Here is a 21,359-nt window from a genome sequence, read left to right on the forward strand (position 1 = left end):
ATCCGGGTGAGGGGGTACAGGTGCGGCGCTACGCTCGTGTGGGGAGAGAGGCCCCTCACCCCAACCCTCTCCCCGTAAGAACGGGGAGAGGGAGTAACCTCACGCATCCGTAAAACTCCTCGCCTTCCACGCACCCCAAAACTGGCCTAACCTGTCTCCTCAACGCCTCACGGAGGCCGGCCATGCGTTTTGGTGTTCGCAAAACTGCCCATGTGTTCGAGCGCGTGGGTCTTGCGATGGCGGGGGCGGCGTGCGGATTGTTCGTCGGCGCCTATGTGGGATCGGCGATCTCCTCGCTCACCACGCAGGGCTTCCTGCTGGTGATGATGGTGCTCGGCTTCATCGGCTTCTATCTCGGCATCGATACGCCGCAAATGCCCTTCGACGACGCGCACAACGCCATCGACGCTGCGGAATTTCTGAGCTCGGCCGGCACGCTCTGCGCCACGCTCACCGCGCTCGCCTCCGTCGCCGTCATCGTGCTGAGGCTCGATCCGCACATCAACTTCGCCTGGCTTGCTCTCTTCGGCTGGTCCGCCGGCGTCGCCATGCAGATCGTCGCGGGCGCGAAGGCCAGGATGCGGAAGTAGGCTTTCTGACCCTCCCCTGGAGGGGAGGGTCGATCGCGCAAAGCGCGAGCGGGGTGGGGTGATCTCTCCCCACGGGCAGCGTGCGAAGTGGAGAGACCTTCACCCCACCCCGTCTCATGTCTCGCTTCGCTCAACATGAGCCGACCCTCCCCCTCCAGGGGAGGGTAAGCACGCAGCCCCTAAAACACCACGCCCACCCGCGTCCCGCGCTTCCAGGCGATGCGGCAGCGCTTCTTGGTGTTGACGTGCAACAGCTCGAACCGATCGGGGATGCTCACCTGTCCGCCGAGATCGACGCAGGCCCCGCCGGGCGAATAGTCGATCAGCGTGCAGGGAATCACGGGCGCGCGCGGGTCGGTGATGATCTTGGCCTGGCGCGACACCAGCCCCGAAGGCTTCACGCGGGCATATTTGCGCGGATAGTGCGGCACGTCTCCTCCAGCTCCGCTGTCTCGCGGTGATCGGAGGCGATGATGGAAGAGAGATGATGCGATCCCGCTAAGGCAGGGCGGAGAATTTTAATGAAAAGCTGCAGCGACTGCAGAAAGCGGCGGTAGCGGGGTGCCACCCTCCCCTGGAGGGGGAGGGTCGATCGCGCGAAGCGCGAGCGGGGTGGGGTGATCTCTCCACTCGGGCAGTGTTCGATGCGGAGAGGCCGTCACCCCACCCCGTCTCACATTTCGCTCCGCTCCATGTGATCCGACCCTCCCCCTCCAGGGGAGGGTAGCAGTGTGCCCGCATCGTCTCCCCCATGCGGCCCCACCGGCATCGGCACCGTCACAAAATCCTTCGGCAGATTCACCGGCCGATAGTCCGGCTCCACCGCCATCCGCTTCACCACGCTCTCATGCACATGCGCGCCTTCGGGGATGACGCGCGGCTCGCTGTCGGGAATGTAGAAGCCGAGCGCCACCTTCCGCTCCGGCCATTCCTTGTACTTCGCGCTCTTCGGCAAATACTCCAGCAGCCGCCAGCCCGCCGTCATGGAGTTGTGCAGCACGCCGGTCTTGCCGGTGAAGGCGGGCGCGACATAGCTGAACGGTGAGTTCTTGCGCTGGATGCCGAAGGCGAGCTGGTTCACGGTGCGCGGGTTGAAGTTCAGCCCCGCCTTCGCGGCCTCCTCGATCATCCAGATCAGCGGATATTTCGACTCCCCGCTCTCCGCCTCCGGATAGCCGCCGCCGACGTCGCTGTGCACGCCGGCGAACCACACCTGCAGAATGTCCTGCGGCACCTTCTTCTCGTCCGGCACATAGCGGTTGCTCCAGAACTCCTGCGGCTCCCTGTATTGCTTCAGGCGGAACATGCAGCGCCGCTCGTCGATCGCGACCGCCTGGCGGAAGATCTTGACGCTCGGATTGCGCAGCGTGAAGGCGAGCTCCTCGAAGCTCGGCCAATACAGCCGGTCGGCGCGCGGCACGATCACGCTCGCCACCGTATCCCAGACGCCGATGAAGTGGATGGTCGGCCAGCGCGTTCGAGGTGATGCGCGCGAACTGCGCGGCGAGATCGAATTGGTCCTTCGGCAGCGGCCCGCTCTCGTCGGTCGCGATATCCGTGAGGTCCTCGATGTCGTTGCCGCGCCCGGTGCCGGAATATTGCTTGTAGGCGATGAGGCCGCTGCCTGCGAGGTTCACCTGCTCCGGCGAGATCAGCCCGACCTTGTGGATCAGCCCCGCCAGCACCCGCACGGTATAGGCCCCGCGCGAGAAGCCGAACAAATAAATCTTGTCGCCCGGCGCATAATGCTGAACCAGGAAGCAATAGGCTGACAGCACGTTGTCATCGAGCCCGTAGCCGGTGGCGAGCCCCAGCACCAGGTTGATATTGGCCTTCCAGCGATTCCACGTCGTCGGCTCCGTCACCGTGCCGACCCCGGGATCGTAAAACACCATCTGCCGCGGCTGCGTCTTGTCGGTCTTGCGCAGGCAGCGATAGAGCTTCAGGACGTTGGAGATGTTCTCCGAGATCTCGTTGCCGGTGCCGTCACAGCAGATGACGATGTTCTTCGGCTCTGGCTTGGTGGTGTGGGCGGGTTCCATGGGATGCGCCTCGAGGTGATGCTACCGGGGCGAGTATAGCGGAAATGGACGGCGGCGAGCAGCCGAAGGCGGCGTCGCCGGCATTTTGCCCCATCTCTCACCTGTTGACATTAACAACTTGTTAACCATGCCGTCGCCTAATGTGGACGAGTGGGGGATCACCATGTCGGCCCATGTGACGCGACCGAAATTGATGCCTGTTTCGGCCGATCCAGCCTTTCGTTCGCTTGCCAGGCTGGCGGTTCGCGCCAAGGCCGTCCTACAGACCAAAACGGCTGTCGTACGGAGCAAAGCCATGTTTGGAAAGGACGACTTAGTGGACAATCTCAGCCGCGATCTCGATCGCGCGCGCGGAAGACGCGATGCACTCGCATCCGAAGCCACGACCCTGACGGCCCAGATCGCCGAAATCGAAGCCCGCCTTTCGGAAGAGAAGAAAAGGCGGGAGCGTGAGCGCGTCTTGTGCGAGATCGAAGCGATCAAAACGCGAGTCAAGCAAGCCGCCGGCGCGTTTGCACCCGTCGTCGATGGTCTCTCCAAGGCGATCGAGTTGGCTGCGGCAGTCGTGCCCGAGGCGCGCGAGCTCAACAGTTTCCTGGTGTCGGTGGCGACCGAAATCGACAGCGTGCTCGATCCCCTGTTGCGCGAACTGGATCAGCGCGCGGATGCGGTGCGAACAGGCCACGTCGCGCTGGACCTGCCGAGTTCGGCCAATGAAGCGCCGCCCATCGAGCTGCCGAAAGACAGCAACGAACGCCTGCTTCGTTTTCCAGCATGGCTGTCTCGCGACAAGGAGACGGACAAGAAGGAAACAGCGGAGAGCCCGCGCAGCACGGCCGCGTGAAGTTGGCAGGTGGCTGCTTTCCCTTCTCCCCTTGTGGGAGAAGGTGGCGCGCAGCGCCGGATGAGGGGTATCTCTCCTCGAACTCACTGCAATAGCTTCGCGCGCGGAGAGAACCCCTCACCCGGCTTCGCTATCGCGAAGCCACCCTCTCCCACAAGGGGAGAGGGTGATACGCATCGAAAGATGCGATCCGGGTGAGGGGATGCGGGCTCACTGAGCGCCGCGGCCCCTCACCCGGATTGCTCAGGCGCGCAATTGCGCGCCATAGCAATCCGACCTCTCCCCGCTGGGGAGAGGTGGACCTCCGGCCGAACCTGATTTCATCGCGCTTTGGAGCCGCGTAGCAGCGGTCCATATCCGGCATTGCAACGAGTAACTCCCCTCTCGCCACCGCTCAGTTGGCGGCGCGGCGCAGGAAGGCGGGGATATCGAGAACGGCCTCGTCGGGCGCGTTGCGCGCAGCGGTGCGGCCGTAAGGATCGAGCGGCCGGTCGGCGGCGTGGCGTGCATGTTCCAGGCTCGGCCTTGCCGGTGGCCCCACGGGGTGGTGCGGGCGCAGCGGCGGGCTTTCCACTTGCGCAAGGGGTGCACTGCGCTCGATGCGATCGGCGATGCGCCGGCCGTCGTTGCGCAGCCGGCCGGCGAGCTGGGTGAGGGCGGTTTCCACTGGTTGCGCCTGAATTGCGGGGTCGAGATTATCGATGCCGGTCGCCACCACCGAGACGCGGACGATGCCTTCGAGGCTGTCGTCAAACGACGCGCCGACGATGATGTTGGCGTCCGGGTCGGCCTCGTCGCGAATGCGGGTCGCGGCTTCGTCGACCTCGTACAGCATGAGATCCTTGCCGCCGGTGATGGAGATGATGAGGCCACTGGCGCGCTTGATCGAGGGATTCTCGATCAATGGATTGGAGATCGCGGCCACGGCGGCGGCGAGCACGCGCTTCTCGCCGGACGCCTCGCCCCGTCCCATCATGGCCTTGCCCTTCTCCTTCATGACGGAGAGGACGTCGGCGAAATCGAGATTGATCAGGCCTTCCTTGACGATGAGGTCGCTGATGCAGGCCACGCCCGAATAGAGCACCTGGTCGGCAAGGGCGAAGGCGTCGGCGAATGTGGTCTTGTCGCTGGCCACCCGGAACAGGTTCTGGTTCGGGATGATCAAGAGGGTGTCGACCGTCTTCAGCAACTCCTCGATGCCGGCTTCGGCAAAGCGCATGCGGCGCTGGCCCTCGAAGTAGAACGGCTTGGTGACCACGCCGATCGTGAGAATGCCGAGCTCGCGCGCGGCCCTGGCGACGATGGGGGCAGCCCCGGTGCCGGTGCCGCCGCCCATGCCGGCCGTCACGAACACCATGTGTGCGCCGGTCAATTGATCGCGGATCGTATCGATCGCCTCTTCGGCTGCGGCGCGTCCCAATTCCGGCTGCGAGCCGGCGCCGAGGCCTGCGGTTACCTTTGTGCCGAGCTGGATCAGGTGCCTCGCCTTCGACATGGCCAGCGCCTGCGCGTCGGTATTGGCGACCACGAACTCGACGCCTTGCAGCCCGGCCGTGATCATGTTGTTGACCGCATTGCCGCCGGCGCCGCCGACCCCGAACACGACGATGCGGGCCTTCATTTCGTGGATATCGGTGATGCCAGTCATGCTTCCCTCGTGATTGCTCCGGCATGCCGGGGATGGAGATGAGTATCGCGTGCTACCTGCAGGCCGCGCGGTCTGCTTGCACGATCGCAGCGGCCAGATGTCCCAATCGACGCGCGGCGTGCCCCGCGATCGCGCCGCCAGCCCGGCGACCGGTCCGCAAGTCCGCCACTTCGTCTTCCAGTCGTGCCGCCCACGCATTGGCAGCCATCGTCTCGGCGGCCGCCTGCATCAGCTCGATCGTGAGGCGATCGGCGCGCTCGCGCTCGCGCTCGAAATCGGCCCTTGTGTTGGCTGCCACCATTTCGAGCCATGCGACCTCCGCCTTGAAGGCCGCGATCTTGAAGGCCTCGATCTTGGCCAGGGAGGCATCGATCGGGTCTGCCCGGCGGCCGCGTCGCGGGCGGGGTGTGTAGCGGAGCTCGGAGAAATCAACGCTCACCAGCGCCTTGCCGTCCTCCGACCGCGAGCGCGGCCACCGGCGGCGTCTCGCCAGCGAACGCGCGGCCTCTCGCGAGATAGCGAGGCGGGCACTGAGATCGGCATACGTCAACAACTCAACGCACATCGGCGCTTCTCCTGGAGCGAACCGGGAAGGCATTTCGAGCTAATGATGGCTGGACGATTGCCGCAGGCTAGGCTGCGTTGGTTAATGGACGGTTAACGCGCGAGAGGCGCCGTTTACGAGTGTCGTCAGCGTGCCGATCCCGGGATCGTAGGGCAGCATCTGCCGCGGCTGCGTCTTGCCGGGCTTGCGCAGGCAGCGATCGAGCTTCAGGAGGTTGGAGATGCTCTCCGAGATCTCGTCGCGGTGCCGTCCCAGCAGATGACGAAGCTTTTTGGGTCGGGTTTGGCTGCGTGCTCCATGGGATGCGCTTCCGGGTGATGCTACCGGGGCGAGAATAGCGGATTTGCGGAGGTTGGTTGATGTCTTCGTGACGATCTTGTTGGCCTGCACGGGAATTCAGAGCCATCAGCCGCCAGCCTCTCATCAACTCTGCGAGGTCGTCGACCTGTAATTCGAAGGCAGGCATCGGTGCATTGAACCCTCCGCCGTCACGAGCTATGCCAACTTGCCTTTCCTCTGCCCAAGCGCTTAATAGTGACCGTGTTCGCGTTGGCTTCAAAGTTAACTTGCATAAGTGCAGGGATTGGATTGGAGAGCTTTTGTTTAACGCCAACTATCTCGCGATAGTCGGGCGAGGTGATCGAGACTCTTCCGGTCAATTCGTCCACATATACGCGAGCAGGAAGTTTAGCGTTGAACCATGTTGGAGGAGCAAGTTCCAAAGTCCAGCGTTGCTCGTTCCACCGCTGTATCGGTGAAGACAGCGCTTCGGTTCGGAATTGCTTCCAAATTGCTGAGGTCTCTGGCGTCGGAAAGTTTGGCTGATCTGTCAGAGCGATAACTTCGTTTGACTCAAGCCAGGAATTCATCTCAGAAAGATTCGAGAAGATGGGCTGCGTCTGCTCTATGGCCTCGCGCGCTGCGATGCGTGAAGGTAGCCCGGCTCTAACTAGCATCGCCATAGAGCTTCGCGGTAAGCGAAGTAAGCCCATCGGCGACCAATTCGATTGCCAAGCCAGAATCCAGACCGATTCCCATTGCAAATTGGCTACGCCTCTGCTGAGCAGTCGATTTGTTCCAGATGAGCCGCGAGCGCGCTTCCATGATCCAAAGCTGATGCCCCTTGGTTTCGGCTGCAAGTCGGGCGATTTGCCGAGACCAGAGAGAGCTAGTCAGAGCAGCATCGAGGAGTTTGGGAAGTTCATCGCTATTGCTATCCAGCGCTTCGACCAGGCCGAGTACAGTCGCATCGAGGCGTTCGATCAAACTGACCATGCTCTCGGTATCGTTTGGTTGATCCGGAGGGAACCATGCACTCTGAGAATTCGCCAGAAACTCCATCGCGTCATGTCGGCCGAATACGCCTGTTCTGGCCAACCTAGCCATGACTTCGTTTACGACGCTAACAATTCCGCTCGCGAGAGATCGAGCTTTCGACGAGTTGATCAGGCGAGCCCAAACATCCAAGCGCCAACTCTCGGGCTCGAACATTACGTGGAGTACGAGACCATCAAGATCAACAAATGCTCGTCCCGCTCGTCCTGCAACATTTGCGAATTCTTCGCCCGTGAGTGGCACTCCCGATCTATATAGCGTTGGTATCAGAAGGACTGCTGCATTGAGGTTTAGGCCTTGTGCCAGAGTTGGTGATGCTATCACCACCTCGAGAACGCCTGCCCCAAGCAGCGCCTCGACCTCTCTAAGAAATGGGCTCGGCAGGCGCGCGTGGTGGATCTAGCTGTAGTTGATCTGCATGACGCTGGCTACAGACGCGTTAGGTGTCAAGCATGCGCGGAAAAGTTGCGTCAGGTTTTCAACTATCTCAATGCGAGGAGCATTTAATTACCGCTCAGGACCTCATCACCCCCACAAACAAAAGCGGCCGGATCTTCCGATCCGGCCGTAACGCAAAACGCAACTGGCTAAGCCTACGCCACGCGACGCAACTTAGCCCCCGCCCAATTCTGAAAAACTTAGCTGGCCTTCTTGACCGGCGCGGTGTCGCCGACCTTTTTCTGGATGGCGCGCTTCAGCTCGAGGGCGCGCGGGGAGAGGGCGTCGGTCTTGGCCTTGAGCAGGAAGGCATCGAGGCCGCCATTGTGGTCGACGCTCTTCACCGCGGTGGTGGAGACGCGCAGGCGCACGTTGCGGCCGAGGGCTTCCGAGATGAACGTCACGTTGACGAGGTTCGGCAGGAAGCGGCGCTTGGTCTTGATGTTGGAGTGGCTGACCTTGTGGCCGACGAGGGGGCCCTTGGCCGTCAGTTCGCAGCGGCGAGACATGGCAAAAATCCTTATCCTAAACCCCCAACGAGTTGCGGCCGCCATTCTGGGCGCCACGGGGGCGAATTCTCTGTCCTTGCAGGGAGCGGGCGGACGTATAGGGGGGAAGGGGCGGGTAGTCAAGGATTTGGGGTGGGTTTCGTGCCCGGCGCAATGCCCACCCGCGGTATCATCGCCCGCGCAGGCGGGCGATCCAGTACTCCGAGACGGCTGTGGTTGACCAGAGGGGCCGCGGCGTACTGGATGCCCCGGCAAGCCGGGGCATGACAGCGGAGGGGGTGGGGAGAGGTGTTCGAGCCCGCGGCGCCCCAATCACCAAAACGGCAATGATCGGAACGCCTTACCATCACATAAAGGGCGTAATCGCGCCGGAAGAATCCGGTGGAGTTCCGCGCCTGCGCGCCCGGACGCATTGCCTACCGCCGATTTCGGCTTAAGTAACGCATCGATTGGCGCCCCGATTGGAAAGCTTCGTGCCCACCTCGTCCCCCGTTTCGCCCCGGCGGCGCTCTGCCGGCCAGCTGGCCCTGGCGGCCCTGTGCGGCCTCGCCTTGGCGTGGGCGGCCGAGCCCGTGGCGGCGCAGGGCAAGCTCGAGGCGCAATATGAGGCGTCGCTGGCGGGCATTCCCGTCGGCAGGGGCGCCTGGAACATCGACATCCAGGACGACGTGTTCGCGGCCGCGGCCTCCGGCGGCACCACCGGGATCTTGAAGTCGTTCACCGGCGGGTCCGGCACCGGCGCCTCGCAGGGCCGCGTCGTCAACGGCGCGCTGGTTGCGACCGGCTACCAGGCCTCCACCACCACCTCGAAGAAGACCGAAGAGATCCGCATCACGCTCGACAAGGGCAATGTGAAGGAGTTCGCGATCCTGCCGGAGCCGCCGGTCGATCCGGACCGCATCGTCGTCACCGAGGCGCATCGCCGCGGCGTCTGGGACCCGATGACGGCCTCGCTGCTGCGCGTGCCCGGCACCGGCGATCCGGTCTCGCCAGAGGCTTGCCACAACGCAGCGCCCGTGTTCGACGGCCGCATGCGCTACGATCTCAAGCTCGATTTCAAGCGCATGGAGAGCGTCAAGGCCGAGAAGGGCTATAGGGGCCCGGTCGTGGTCTGCGCGCTCTATTTCGTGCCTGTGGCCGGCTACATCCCCGATCGCCCCGTGATCAAATATCTCGCCGCCCAGCGCAACATCGAGATCGCGTTTGCGCCGGTGGCGGGCACGCGCATCCTGGTCCCGTTCTGGCTGAAAGTGCCGACGCCGCTGGGGCCGGCCATGCTGGAAGCGACCAGCTTCATCACCTCTCCCCAGCCGCCACGCGTGGCGAAGACGCAGTAAGCCTTCACCCTCCCCTGGAGGGGGAGGGTCGATCGCGCGTAGCGCGAGCGGGGTGGGGTGATCTCTCCGCACGAACAGTGCCCGTGGGGAGAGATCACCCCACCCCGTCGCGCATTTCGCTGCGCTCCATGTGCGCCTACCCTCCCCCTCCAGGGGAGGGTAAGAAAGTGTGTAAATTCAATGGCATGCTACTGTGCATGGGGTTGTTTTCGCACTTTTTGTTTTGGCAGGCCGGCGAGACGGGAATCCATTTGACTCCCGCCCGAATTCTGATTCAACTCCGCGCCATCCCCAATTTTAAGAAACCCGCCACCGAAACGTCGCTTGTGCGATCGGGCAAAACTCCATCTAGTGCGCAACCAATACGAGTCCCGCGACATGTTGCGTGAACGGAACAGGACTCATCAGGGAGTCAGCGATTCGGCCGCGATTCGTTCTAGAGTCGTTCCGAAGCTTAAGGCTAACGGGAAAAGCGTCGCAAAGTGAGACAGTTGCGCGAGGTTTGGGGAGCTCTCTCTTCTCCCTCTCCCCGTTCTTACGGGGAGAGGGTTGGGGTGAGGGGCTGCATCCGCGAAAACGGAGACAGTTCGACTCGCGGAGAGCCCCCTCACCCGGCGCTTCGCGCCGACCTCTCCCCGCAAGCGGGGCGAGGTGACTTTCAAGCGCTTCGCGCTCCCGCCCCAAAACGGCACTGACATTCGCCCAAATCGCCACTACCTAATCCCTGGATATGGCTTTCTCTCCCTCCCCCTTCGCTTCCGAGCGCGCGCCCGGCGCCGGCGTCACTGCAGTGCTCGGGCCGACCAACACCGGCAAGACCCATCTCGCCATCGAGCGGATGCTGGCGCATCCCTCCGGCATGATCGGCCTGCCGCTGCGTCTGCTTGCGCGCGAGGTCTACAACAAGATCGCCGATCGCGCGGGGCCGGAGAGCGTCGCGCTCGTCACCGGCGAGGAGAAGATCAAGCCGAAGAAGCCGCGCTATTGGGTCTCGACCGTCGAGGCGATGCCGCGCGACCTTGATGTCTCGTTCCTCGCCATCGACGAGGTCCAGATCGCTTCGGACCTCGAACGCGGCCACGTCTTCACCGACCGCATCCTCAACCGCCGCGGCCGCGACGAGACGCTGCTGCTCGGCGCTGCCACGATGCGCCCGATCATCGAGCGGCTGTTGCCGGGCGTGTCCATGATCACGCGGCCGCGCCTCTCCAGCCTCGAATTCGCCGGCGACCGCAAGATCACGCGCCAGCCGCGCCGTACCGCCATCGTCGCCTTCTCCGCCGACGAGGTCTACGCCATCGCCGAGCTGATCCGCCGCCAGCATGGCGGCGCCGCCGTGGTGCTGGGCTCGCTGTCGCCGCGCACCCGAAACGCGCAAGTGGCGATGTTCCAGAACGGCGACGTCGATTATCTCGTCGCCACCGACGCGGTCGGCATGGGCCTCAATCTCGACGTCGACCACGTCGCCTTCGCCTCCGACCGGAAGTTCGACGGCTACCAGTTCCGCCGCCTCACCCCGGCCGAGTTCGCGCAGGTCGCCGGCCGCGCCGGCCGCGCCACGCGCAACGGCACCTTCGGCACCACCGGCCGCTGCGCGCCGTTCGAGCCCGAGCTCGTCAACGCGCTGCAGAACCATACCTTCGACGCCGTGAAGATGCTGCAATGGCGCAACTCGAAGCTGGATTTCTCCTCGCTCGGCGCGCTCCAGGTGTCGTTGAACCTAGCCCCGGGCCATGAGGCGCTGACGCGCGCGCCTGTTGCCGAGGACATGCGCGTGCTCGACCACGCCGCCCGCGACGGCGAGGTGCGCGATATCGCGCATGGCAAAGACGCCGTGGAACGCCTCTGGGAGGCCTGCCAGGTCCCCGATTACCGAAAGCTGTCGCCCGCCGCCCATGCCGAGCTGGTGACGACGCTCTACGGCTTCCTGATGCAGAAGGGATGCGTCCCCGATGCCTGGTTTGCCGCCCAGGTCGACCAGGCCGACCGCACCGACGGCGACATCGACACGCTGTCGGCCCGGATCGCGCAGATTCGCACCTGGACCTTCGTCGCCAACCGCCCGGACTGGCTGAAAGACCCCGAACGCTGGCAGGGGATCGCGCGGGAGGTCGAAAATAAATTATCGGATGCGCTCCATGAACGCTTGACTGAGCGTTTCGTTGATCGTCGGACCAGTGTATTGATGCGCCGCCTGCGGGAGAACACGAGCTTGAATACTGAAATCGGCAAGACCGGCGAAGTCATCGTCGAAGGCCATGTCATCGGCCGCCTCGACGGCTTCACCTTTGCACCGGACGTGGCGGAAGCCGGCTCCGATGCGAAAGCCTTGCAGGCTGCAGCGCAAGCGGTGCTCGCCGGCGAGATCAACACGCGCGCCGAGAAGCTGGGCAACGCGCCGGACGAGCAGTTCGTGCTGACCTCGGAAGGCATGATCCGTTGGACCGGCGATGCCGTGGCGCGGCTGTCCGCCGCAGACGACGCGCTGCATCCGCGCATCCGGATCATCTCCGACGAGAGATTGACTGGGGCGCCGCGTGAAAAAGTGCAGGCGCGGCTCGAGCTCTGGCTCAAGACGCATATCGAAAAGCTGCTCGGGCCGATGTTCGAGCTGTCGAAGGCCGAGGATGTCACCGGCATCGCCCGCGGCATCGCCTATCAGCTGGTCGAGGCGCTCGGCGTGCTCGAGCGTCCCAGAATCGCGAACGAGCTGAAGGATCTCGATCAGCCTTCGCGCGCGGTCCTGCGCAAATATGGCGTCCGCTTCGGCGCCTATCACATCTATTTCCCCGGCCTGCTCAAGCCCGCCGCGCGCGCGCTCGCCGCGCTCTTGTGGGCGCTGAAGCAGGACAATGTCGATCTCTCCGCGCTCTCGGGCGCGCAGCATCTGGCATCGTCGGGCCGCACCTCGTTCCCGGTCGACAAGCAGCTGCCGCGCGATGCCTATCGCGTGCTCGGCTACAAGCAGGCCGGCGAGCGCGCCGTGCGCGTCGACATTTTGGAGCGGCTTGCCGATCTGATCCGCCCGGCGCTGGCCTGGCGCGAGAACTCGCCCGGCGAAAAGCCCGCCGGCGCGTTCGACGGCCGCAGCTTCGTGGTGACGCAGGCGATGACCTCGCTCACGGGATCGGCCGGCGAGGATTTTGCGTCCGTGCTGCGCGCGCTCGGCTATCGCATGGAGAAGCGTCCGCCGCTGCCGCAAAAGCCTGTGGTGACCGAGACCGTCGCGGCAGAGACGCCGCCCGTCGAGGGCAGCGCGGAGACCTCGACCGAAACCGAGATCGAGACCGCGGCGGAGGCCGTTGCGGGTCTGCCTGCAGAGGCATCCACGGATGCCGCCGCTGAACCCGTCACCGTCGAAGACGCGCCCGGCGTGGAGCCGCAGGACGAGGCGGCGCCCGCGGAGCCGGCGCTGGAAGCTTCGCCCGAGGCTCCCGTCACGCCTGAAGATGCCCCGGCATCGCGCCGCCGGTGGAAGAGACCGCTGCGCCGGCGGAGGCTGCCGGCCTCGAAGCCGCCGCCGCCGAGACCGCGGCAACGGAAGCTGCCGCATCGCCTGACGCTGCCGCGCCTGAGGCTGCGGCATCTGAGGCTGCGGCGACGCCGGCCGAGCCCGAGCTCGTCGAGGTCTGGCGTCCCGGCGGCCGTCATGAGGACCGCAAGCCGCGCCACGAGCGCCATCGCCATCAGCGTCATCATCACCGCCCGCAGGCGGCTGCAGAGGGCGCCACGGCCGCGCCGGGCGAAGCAGCGCAGTCAGCCGACGGCGAGAAACGCGGCGAGCGCCATCGTCATGGTGGTCATCGCCGCGATGGGGCTAAGGATTTTCGCAAGCCGCGTGAAGGTGGCGAGGGCGGTGATCGCCGCGAGGATAGGAATCGCAGCTTCCAGGGCAAGGACCGCGATCGCAACAAGGGTAAGCCCGGCGATCGCGACGGTGGTCGCGAGCATCGTGGCCGCGACCGCGACAAGGGCCGCGACCGTCGCGACCGTGAGTCCGGTCCGTCGCTGCGTCCCTATGCCTCCAGCGCGAACCCGCGCGAACGCGATCGTCCGGTCGATCCGAACTCGCCCTTCGCAAAACTCGCCGCGCTGAAAGAACAGCTGTCCGGCCGGAAGGAGTAATCTTACGACCGAGCGGCAGCGCATCGACAAATGGCTGTGGCACGCCCGCGTGGTGAAGGCGCGCACCTCCGCCGCTGAACTGGTCGTCACCGGCCACGTTCGCGTCAACGGCGCACGCGAGACATCGCCGGGGCATGCGATCAAGCTCGGCGATGTCCTCACCATCGCGCTCGATCGCACCGTGCGCGTCTTGAAGGTCACCGCCTTCAACGAACGCCGCGGCGATGCCGCCTCGGCCCGCGCGCTCTACGAAGAGCTCGGCGAGCGCAATTAATTGCGCTTGGTATTCATTTCTTGGCCGATCAAACGCACACAAGTGTCATGATCGGCTGTTGCCGACCTTGCAGCGCCGGGCCATCCGCGCTACGCAAGCCGCGACTTTTAAAAGAGCTTTTCGGAGCGTTGGATGACTTACGTCGTCACTGAAAACTGCATCAAGTGCAAGTACACCGACTGCGTCGAGGTCTGCCCGGTCGACTGTTTCTACGAGGGTGACAACATGCTCGTCATCCATCCCGACGAGTGCATCGACTGCGGCGTGTGCGAGCCGGAATGCCCCGCCGACGCCATCAAGCCGGACACGGAACCGGGTCTGGAAAAGTGGCTCCAGGTCAACGCCGACTACGCCAAGAGCTGGCCGAACATCACCCAGAAGAAAGAATCACCCGCCGATGCCAAGGAATTCGACGGCATGGAAGGCAAGTTCGAGAAATATTTTTCTCCGAACCCGGGCTCGGGAGACTAATTAGGGCCCAAACTTAACCCTATTAGCGGCGTTGCCGCCGAAAACCAGCCCTCAAGACCCCTAAATCATTGATTTTTGCGGGAAATGTGCTATATTGGGCACATTAAGCCGAACCCCGTCAGCCCCGTTGGCCCCTCTGGGTTCCCGTGAAACCAAATGTCGAACAGGGGCGTGGCAGTTTTCCGCGCGCAGGCTGTGTCACAGAAAACGCGTAAAAAGAGTACTTCAGCGAGGGCTTCCCATAAGGAGGCCAAAAAAGTCGCCGCGGCCAGCCGTAGCGCATCCAAGGGTCGGACCGCGACGAAGGCGCCGGCTGCAAAGTCCTCGAAGAACAAAAGAAGCGCAATGCCTAACAAGACTGCCAAACCGGCCGCGAAAGCGACCGTTGCCAAGCCTGCTGCTGCCAAGGCTCATCCTGCGAAGGCTCACGCTGCCAAGCCCGCCGCGCCGAAGGCTCCCGTTGCTGCTGCTCATGCCAAGGCTCCTGCCGCTGCCAAGCCGGCCGCCAAGCCCGCTGCTGCGCCGAAGGTCGAGGAAAAGAAGGTCGTGACGCAGCGTCAGGGCTTCAAGGCCAACGAATTCGTCGTCTATCCCGCTCACGGCGTCGGCCAGATCCTGGCCATCGAGGAGCAGGAGATCGCCGGTGCCAAGCTCGAGCTGTTCGTCATCAACTTCATCAAGGACAAGATGACGCTGCGCGTTCCGACCGCCAAGGTCGCCAATGTCGGCATGCGCAAGCTGTCCGATCCGGCGCTGGTCAAGAAGGCGCTGGAGACACTTAAGGGCCGCGCCCGCGTCAAGCGCACCATGTGGTCGCGCCGCGCCCAGGAATACGAAGCAAAGATCAATTCGGGCGACATCGTCGCGATCGCGGAAGTCGTGCGCGACCTCTACCGCTCGGAGTCGCAGCCGGAGCAGTCCTACAGCGAACGCCAGCTCTATGAAGCGGCGCTCGATCGTCTGTCCCGCGAGATCGCGGTGGTGCAGCACTCGACCGAGACCGAAGCGGTCAAGGAGATCGAGGCCCAGCTCGCCAAGAGCCCGCGCCGCGCCAACGCCAAGGCGGAAGCCGCCGACGGCGAAGCCGATTCGGATGCCGAGGGCGATACCGACGATACCGATGGCGACGACACCACCGTCGCCGACGAGGCCGCGTAAGCGCCTCAGTCGATTGCAAGAGATCAAAAGCCCGGCCGTTTGGCCGGGCTTTTTGTTTGGGTCTGCACTCGCGCGGAGATACTGGATCGGTGCTCGCTGGTCCAGAACAACGAGGAGAGAATGGGAGCGAAGCCGGTTCAAGAAATGCGGTGTCGTCCCGGCGAAGGCCGGCACCCATAACCACCGAATTGCATTTGGCAAAGACTACCAATGATCATCTCGCGCCAAACTACTCACTGTGGTTATGGGTCCCGGCCTTCGCCTCACTTCACCGGCCGTTTCTCCAGCTTCCGCGCCAGCGTGCGCCGATGCATGCCGAGCCGCCGTGCCGCCTCCGAGATGTTGAAATCCGTCTCGATCAGGGTCTGGTGGATGCGCTCCCATTCCAGCGTCTTGATCGATGTCGGCCGGGTGTCGAGCGCGACCTCGGCGTTGCCTTCGGCCTTGTTGAAGGCGGCCTCGATGTCGTCGGTGTTCGACGGCTTCGCCAGATAGTGGCAGGCCCCCAGCTTGATGGCCTCGACGGCGGTGGAGATGCTGGCAAAGCCGGTCAGCACCACGATCAGCATGTCGGGATCATGCGTGTGCAGGAGCTCGACGCAGGCAAGCCCGGAGGCGCCGCCGAGCTTGAGGTCGACCACGGCATGGCCGAAGGATCGCTCCTCCAGCACTTGGCGCACCTCCTCGATCGAGGCGGCCAGCACGACCTCGTAGCCGCGGCGCTCGAACGAGCGTTTCAGCGTGCGGGCGAAGCCGGCATCGTCCTCGACGACGATGAGCGAGCGGTCAGGCGTCAAAATTCCCTCCGATCGCAAGCGTTGCGAGCGGCAGCGTGAGGCGAACGGTGGCGCCGCGCTTCCTGTGGTTCTCGGCGGTCACGCTGCCCCCCAACTTGCGCACCACGTTCACCACCAGGAACAGGCCGAGCCCGCCGCCGGCACGACCCTTGCTCGACTGATAGGGCTTTCCGAGCTGCGCCAGCATCTCCGGCGCAAAGCCCGGGCCACGGTCGCTGATCGCCAGCACGAGATTGTCGCCCTCGCGCTCGGCGACGAGCTCGACCCATTCCCGCGAGACCTCGTAGGCATTGTCGAGCACGTTGAAGATCACCTGCTTCAGCGCGACGTCGGAGACGATCGCGACGTCCTCGCCGAACGTATTGACGAAGTAGAGCGTGCGCGCCGAGCGCGCATCGCGCCATTCCTCCACCAGTGCAGTGACAAAGGCCGTCACCGTCGTCGGCGAGGAGCCTTCGCCGCGCGCTTCGCCCGCCGACACCAGGATGCCCGTGACGATCGATTTGCAGCGTTGCAGCGAGGTTTCCATCTCCGCGAGATCTTCGGCGAGTTCCTGATCGGCGGCGAGATCGGGCATGCGGCGCCAGTCGCTGAGGATCACCGAGAGCGAGGCCAGCGGGGTGCCGAGCTCATGGGCCGCGCCGGAGGCGAGCAGGCCCATGCGCACGATGTGATCCTGCTCGGCCGCATGCTGGCGCAGCGCCGCCAGATGCGCGTCGCGCTCGCGCAAATTCCTGTTGATGCGGGTGACGAACACCACCAGCAGCACGGCGTTGAGAACGAAGCCCAGCAGCATGCCTGTCACGGTGAGGCTGTAGGTCTCGCTGATGGGATTTGGCGGCAGGTCGAGCGGCCGGTAAGCGAGCGTCAGCCACACAAAACTCGCGCAAGTCAGTGCCACCAGCGACCAGGTCGAGCGGGCGTCGAGCAGCACCGCGCCCAGCGTCACCTGGAGCAGGAACAACGAGGTGAAGGGGTTGGTGGCGCCGCCAGAGAGGAAGAGCTGCGCGGTCAGCGCGGCGACGTCGAGCATCAGCGCGACCAAAAGCTCATTGTTGGTGATCGCCGCGCGATGGCGCACCCAGACCAGGCTGGAGACGTTGAGCAGCACCAGCGCGCCGATCACCGCGCCCATCCGTTCCAACGGCAAGACAATACCCAGGCCAAAATGCACGACGCCGATGGTCACGATCTGGCCGACCACCGCGGTCCAGCGCAGCTGGATCAGCAGCGCCATGTTCTTGCGGTTGGTCTCGTCGTCGGTGGGAGCAGTGCCGATCAACTCGCCGCGCGCGTCCGCCTGCGACTGCAGCGTCACGGCCAGCTCGCCGCCATGGGCAAGCGTCCGGGAACTCGACTTTGCGTCGTCAGGTCGGCTCGACGATCGTTCCAGCATCTGATCCCGTCCTGCGGGCAGCGGCATCGGAGCCGCCGGCCGGTTCATGGACGAAGCGTTTGCGGCGGAACAGCCCGCCGCCGAATGTGACGAAAAGCCTGCCGACCAGCATGAAGGCCAGGGCAAACCACGTCAGCGCGTAGATCAGGTGGTTATTGGGAAAGCGGATCACGGTCAATCCGCCGATCGGACCGCCGGCAATTTGTGATCCGGCGTCGGCATCCACGAAAAAGGGCGCGACCTCGTGGAGGCCGCGTGCCGCTGCGATCGCGGCGACATCCCGCGAGTACCAGCGGTTGTGCTGGGGCACGTTGTTCCGCAGGAATCCGCCCTTCGGCTCTGTCATGCGCAACAGGCCGGTGATCTCGACCGGGCCGTCGGGATTGCCGTTCCGGCGCGTCGATGCGTCGCGCCGCTCGGACGGCACGAAGCCGCGGTTGATCAGGACCTCCGTGCCGTCGTCACGCTTGAGCGGCGTCAGCACCCAATAACCGGGGCCTTCCTCGGTGACGGCTTGAACCAGCGTCTCGCGGTCATGCAGGAAATGGCCGGTGACGCTGACATGCCTGTATTCGTCGTTCGCGGCGCTGATCGTGGGCCACGCAGCGGCCGAGGGGATCGGCACCGCCGGGGCATGAACGCGCTGCTCGACGCGGTCGATCAGCGCCAATTTCCAGGCGCGGCGCTCGATCTGCCAGACGCCAAGCGCAATCAGAAGGGTAATCGCCGTCAGCGAGAGGACCGTGAGCCACAGGGACGGGGATCGCGCAGCCTTGCCGCGCGTCCCGCTTGCCTTGCCCGTCACGGTCCGGGGTTCGCTCACTTCATGCCCGTCATCTGATGGATCGGCATCATGTTGCTGTTGAGGTGGTTCATCACCCACAGCGAACCGGACAGCGCGATCACCACCATGACGATGGTGAAGATCAGCGCCATCATGCTCCAGCCGTTCTCGGACGTCGTGTTCATGTGCAGGAAGTAGATCATATGCACGACGATCTGCACGACCGCGAAGGCCATAATGACGAGCGCGGTGATCTGCTTGCTCGGCAGCGCACCGCTCATCACCAGCCAGAACGGGATCGCGGTCAGCACGACCGAGAGCACGAAGCCGAGCATGTAGGTCGAGAACGTGCCGTGGGCGTGGCTGTCGCCGTGGTGATGATCGTCGGCGTGGGCGGCGTGAGTATCGGTGTTCATCGCAGAACTCCCAGGAGATAGACGAAGGTGAAGACGCCGATCCAGACCACGTCGAGGAAGTGCCAGAACATCGACAGGCACATCAGGCGGCGGCGGTTGGCCTCGATCAGGCCGAACTTCCAAACCTGCACCATCAGCGTCACCAGCCAGATCAGGCCGCAAGAGACGTGCAGACCGTGGGTGCCGACCAAAGTGAAGAAGGCGGACAGGAAGGCGCTGCGCTGCGGCGTTGCGCCTTCATGGATCATGTGGGCGAACTCGGTGAGCTCGATGCCGATGAAGGCGAGGCCGAACAGGCCGGTGATCGCCAGCCACATCTGGGTCTGGGCAACCTTGTTCTGCTGCATCGTCAGCATGGCAAAGCCATAGGTGATCGACGACAGCAGCAGCATCGAGGTGTTCACCGCGACCAGGTCGAGGTCGAACAGATCCTTTGGCGCGGGACCGGCGGCATAGTTGCCGCCGAGCACGCCGAAGGTGGCGAACAGGATCGCGAAGATGAGGCAGTCGCTCATCAGATAGATCCAGAAGCCGAGCGAGGTGCTCCAGCCTTCCGGATGCGGGTGCTCGTCGGCGAGGTAGAAGACCGGCTCGCCGGTCTGCGAGGGATTGATCGCGACAGTCATTTACTTGGCTCCGGCGAGCAGTTTGGTGCGCGCGTCCTCGGTCCGGATGACGTCTTCAGCCGGAATGTCGAAGTCGCGGTGATAGTTGAAGGTGTGACCGATGCCGACGGCGAGCATCGCGATGAAGCTCGCGGCGGCCAGCCACCAGATGTACCAGATCAGGCCAAATCCCATCGCGGTGGCAAGACCGGCGAGGATGATGCCGGTGCCGGTGCTGCTCGGCATGTGGATCGGCCTGAAGCCGGTGAGCGGACGCTGGTAGCCGCGCTTCTTCATGTCCCACCACGCGTCGTTGTCGTGCACGACGGGCGTGAAGGCGAAGTTGTAGTCCGGCGGGGGCGAGGAGGTCGCCCATTCCAGCGTGCGCGCATCCCAGGGATCGCCGGTGACGTCCTCGAGCTGCTCGCGCTTGAGGAGGCTGACCGCGAACTGCATCAGCATCGAGAAATCCCGATGAAGATGAAGACGGCACCGATCGCGGCGATGATGAACCAGATCTGCAAGGACGGATCATCGAACACGCGCAGGCGCCGGGTCACGCCCATCAGGCCGAGCACGTAGAGCGGCATGAAGGCGAGGTAGAAGCCGGTGACCCAGAACCAGAACGACATCTTGCCCCAGAACGGATCGAGCTTGAAGCCGAACGCCTTCGGGAACCAGTAGTTGATGCCGGCGAAGGCGCCGAACACCACGCCGCCGATGATCACGTTGTGGAAGTGCGCGATCAGGAACAGGCTGTTGTGCAGGACGAAGTCGGCCGGCGGCACCGCGAGCAGCACGCCGGTCATGCCGCCGATCACGAAGGTCAGCATGAAGGCGATCGTCCACATCATCGGCAGCTCGTAACGGATGCGACCGCGATACATCGTGAACAGCCAGTTGAACATCTTCGCGCCCGTCGGAATCGAGATGATCATCGTGGTGATGCCGAAGAACGAGTTGACGCTGGCGCCCGAGCCCATCGTGAAGAAGTGGTGCAGCCAGACCAGGTACGACAGGATGGTGATGACGACCGTGGCGTAGACCATCGAGGTGTAGCCGAACAGCCGCTTGCCGGAGAAGGTCGAGGTGACCTCCGAGAAGATGCCGAAGGCGGGGAGAACCAGGATGTAGACCTCGGGATGGCCCCAGATCCAGATCAGGTTCACGTACATCATCGGGCTGCCGCCGAAATCGTTCGTGAAGAAGTTGGTGCCGACATAGCGGTCGAGCGAGAGCAGCGCGAGCACGACGGTCAGGACCGGGAAGGAGGCGACGATCAAGACGTTGGTGCAGAGCGAGGTCCAGGTGAACACCGGCATCTTCATCATGGTCATGCCGGGGCAGCGCAGCTTGACGATGGTGCAGATCAGGTTGATGCCGGATAACGTCGTGCCGACGCCGGCGACCTGCAGCGCCCAGATGTAATAGTCGACGCCGACGTCGGGACTGTAGCCGATGTTCGACAGCGGCGGATAAGCCAGCCAGCCGGTGCGGGCGAATTCGCCGATGAACAGCGAGGCCATCACCAGCACCGCGCCGCCGACCGTCATCCAGAAGCTGAAATTGTTCAGGAAAGGAAACGACACGTCGCGCGCGCCGATCTGGAGCGGCACGACGTAGTTCATCAGGCCCGTGACCAGCGGCATCGCCACGAAGAAGATCATGATCACGCCGTGGGCAGTGAAGACCTGATCGTAGTGATGGGCGTTGAGATAGCCTTCGGAGCCGCCAAAGGCGAGCATCTGCTGGCCGCGCATCATCAGTGCGTCGGCAAAGCCGCGCAGCAGCATCACGATGCCGAGGATCATGTACATGATGCCGATGCGCTTGTGGTCCACCGTGGTGAACCACTCGCGCCAGAGATAGCCCCAGAGGCGGAAATAGGTGAGGCCGCCGAGCAGTGCGGCGCCGCCGAGCGCGACCACCGCGAAGGTGCCGACGACGATCGGCTCGTGCAGCGGCAGCGATTCGAAGCCGAGCCGGCCGAAGATGAGCTTGAGAAGATCAGGAGACATGCGGGAT

Annotated in this window: 18 protein-coding genes and 3 pseudogenes; 7 read left to right on the forward strand and 14 right to left on the reverse strand. The window is 64.0% G+C overall.

The annotated features are described in order from the left end of the window. The first annotated feature begins 182 nt into the window (after nucleotides 1-182). Nucleotides 183-590 carry a hypothetical protein gene (locus ACSKB8_RS11090; protein WP_370989505.1) on the forward strand — a complete coding sequence of 136 codons (408 nt, stop codon included), beginning with the start codon at nucleotides 183-185 and terminating at the stop codon, nucleotides 588-590. Nucleotides 591-769: 179 nt separating this feature from the next. Here the strand turns inward: ACSKB8_RS11090 and ACSKB8_RS11095 are convergent, their stop codons facing one another. Both ACSKB8_RS11095 and ACSKB8_RS11100 read right to left on the reverse strand, forming a co-directional pair. Next, nucleotides 770-1,021 (reverse strand): PilZ domain-containing protein, encoded by a 252-nt coding sequence (locus ACSKB8_RS11095; RefSeq protein ID WP_091893446.1) that lies wholly within the window; start codon nucleotides 1,019-1,021, stop codon nucleotides 770-772. A 242-nt stretch (nucleotides 1,022-1,263) separates the two neighbouring features. Beyond that, nucleotides 1,264-2,632, reverse strand: a pseudogene (locus ACSKB8_RS11100) (DUF2235 domain-containing protein). An 85-nt stretch (nucleotides 2,633-2,717) separates the two neighbouring features. On the opposite strand from ACSKB8_RS11100, the gene ACSKB8_RS11105 reads away from it, so the two are divergent. Then, nucleotides 2,718-3,476, forward strand: coding sequence for a hypothetical protein (locus tag ACSKB8_RS11105; RefSeq protein WP_438104055.1), 759 nt, complete (start codon nucleotides 2,718-2,720; stop codon nucleotides 3,474-3,476). Between the two features lie 394 nt (nucleotides 3,477-3,870). Here ACSKB8_RS11105 and ftsZ read toward each other — a convergent pair whose 3' ends face one another. From ftsZ to rpmB, 6 genes are all read right to left on the reverse strand, one after another. Next, a complete protein-coding gene (gene ftsZ / locus ACSKB8_RS11110; protein ID WP_438104056.1) occupies nucleotides 3,871-5,124 on the reverse strand; it encodes a cell division protein FtsZ in 1,254 nt (417 codons plus the stop codon). Nucleotides 5,125-5,176: 52 nt separating this feature from the next. Next, complete coding sequence (locus ACSKB8_RS11115) at nucleotides 5,177-5,563, reverse strand: hypothetical protein (protein ID WP_438104058.1); 387 nt, start codon at nucleotides 5,561-5,563, stop codon at nucleotides 5,177-5,179. Nucleotides 5,564-5,770: 207 nt separating this feature from the next. Further along, nucleotides 5,771-6,079: a hypothetical protein gene (locus ACSKB8_RS11120; protein ID WP_438104059.1), complete on the reverse strand. Its 309-nt coding sequence runs from the start codon at nucleotides 6,077-6,079 to the stop codon at nucleotides 5,771-5,773. Nucleotides 6,080-6,177: 98 nt separating this feature from the next. Then, nucleotides 6,178-6,651, reverse strand: coding sequence for a hypothetical protein (locus tag ACSKB8_RS11125; RefSeq protein ID WP_438104061.1), 474 nt, complete (start codon nucleotides 6,649-6,651; stop codon nucleotides 6,178-6,180). Beyond that, entirely contained in the window at nucleotides 6,635-6,964 is a 330-nt protein-coding gene (locus tag ACSKB8_RS11130; protein ID WP_438104062.1) for a hypothetical protein, read from the reverse strand. Before ACSKB8_RS11130 ends, ACSKB8_RS11125 begins: the two co-directional genes overlap by 17 nt. Before the next feature lie 698 nt (nucleotides 6,965-7,662). Further along, entirely contained in the window at nucleotides 7,663-7,971 is a 309-nt protein-coding gene (rpmB, locus tag ACSKB8_RS11135) for a 50S ribosomal protein L28 (RefSeq protein WP_091893463.1), read from the reverse strand. 527 nt (nucleotides 7,972-8,498) lie between these two features. On the opposite strand from rpmB, the gene ACSKB8_RS11140 reads away from it, so the two are divergent. The 5 genes and pseudogenes from ACSKB8_RS11140 to ACSKB8_RS11160 all read left to right on the forward strand — a co-directional run bounded on the left by ACSKB8_RS11140 (nucleotide 8,499) and on the right by ACSKB8_RS11160 (nucleotide 15,336). Beyond that, nucleotides 8,499-9,308, forward strand: coding sequence for a DUF3108 domain-containing protein (locus tag ACSKB8_RS11140; protein ID WP_438110495.1), 810 nt, complete (start codon nucleotides 8,499-8,501; stop codon nucleotides 9,306-9,308). A gap of 730 nt (nucleotides 9,309-10,038) precedes the next feature. Then, nucleotides 10,039-13,433: pseudogene (locus ACSKB8_RS11145) on the forward strand (helicase-related protein). A gap of 22 nt (nucleotides 13,434-13,455) precedes the next feature. Then, nucleotides 13,456-13,707, forward strand: a complete 252-nt coding sequence (locus tag ACSKB8_RS11150; RefSeq protein WP_438110497.1) for an RNA-binding S4 domain-containing protein — start codon at nucleotides 13,456-13,458, stop codon at nucleotides 13,705-13,707. A 132-nt stretch (nucleotides 13,708-13,839) separates the two neighbouring features. After that, nucleotides 13,840-14,178 carry a ferredoxin FdxA gene (gene fdxA, locus ACSKB8_RS11155; protein ID WP_018643465.1) on the forward strand — a complete coding sequence of 113 codons (339 nt, stop codon included), beginning with the start codon at nucleotides 13,840-13,842 and terminating at the stop codon, nucleotides 14,176-14,178. Between the two features lie 345 nt (nucleotides 14,179-14,523). Next, nucleotides 14,524-15,336, forward strand: coding sequence for a CarD family transcriptional regulator (locus ACSKB8_RS11160; RefSeq protein WP_091893477.1), 813 nt, complete (start codon nucleotides 14,524-14,526; stop codon nucleotides 15,334-15,336). 263 nt (nucleotides 15,337-15,599) lie between these two features. On the opposite strand, the gene ACSKB8_RS11165 is transcribed toward ACSKB8_RS11160, so the two are convergent. From ACSKB8_RS11165 to cyoB, 6 genes and pseudogenes are all read right to left on the reverse strand, one after another. Further along, entirely contained in the window at nucleotides 15,600-16,133 is a 534-nt protein-coding gene (locus ACSKB8_RS11165) for a response regulator transcription factor (RefSeq protein WP_091893483.1), read from the reverse strand. Beyond that, a complete protein-coding gene (locus tag ACSKB8_RS11170) occupies nucleotides 16,123-17,529 on the reverse strand; it encodes an ATP-binding protein (protein ID WP_438104066.1) in 1,407 nt (468 codons plus the stop codon). The genes ACSKB8_RS11165 and ACSKB8_RS11170 overlap by 11 nt, the downstream gene beginning before the upstream one ends. Continuing rightward, the gene (locus tag ACSKB8_RS11175; RefSeq protein ID WP_438104068.1) at nucleotides 17,501-18,352 is read right to left on the reverse strand and encodes an SURF1 family protein; all 852 of its coding nucleotides are present in this window, start codon (nucleotides 18,350-18,352) and stop codon (nucleotides 17,501-17,503) included. Before ACSKB8_RS11175 ends, ACSKB8_RS11170 begins: the two co-directional genes overlap by 29 nt. After that, the gene (gene cyoD / locus ACSKB8_RS11180; RefSeq protein WP_091893488.1) at nucleotides 18,349-18,729 is read right to left on the reverse strand and encodes a cytochrome o ubiquinol oxidase subunit IV; all 381 of its coding nucleotides are present in this window, start codon (nucleotides 18,727-18,729) and stop codon (nucleotides 18,349-18,351) included. Before cyoD ends, ACSKB8_RS11175 begins: the two co-directional genes overlap by 4 nt. Beyond that, a complete protein-coding gene (gene cyoC, locus ACSKB8_RS11185) occupies nucleotides 18,726-19,355 on the reverse strand; it encodes a cytochrome o ubiquinol oxidase subunit III (RefSeq protein WP_091893490.1) in 630 nt (209 codons plus the stop codon). The genes cyoD and cyoC overlap by 4 nt, the downstream gene beginning before the upstream one ends. Continuing rightward, nucleotides 19,356-21,352 (reverse strand): annotated as a pseudogene (gene cyoB / locus ACSKB8_RS11190) (cytochrome o ubiquinol oxidase subunit I). Between the last annotated feature and the right edge of the window lie 7 nt (nucleotides 21,353-21,359).

Origin of the sequence: Bradyrhizobium sp. BR 1432 (assembly GCF_051547705.1) — a bacterium.
In the GTDB taxonomy this organism is placed as follows: Bacteria; Pseudomonadota; Alphaproteobacteria; order Rhizobiales; family Xanthobacteraceae; genus Bradyrhizobium; species Bradyrhizobium zhanjiangense.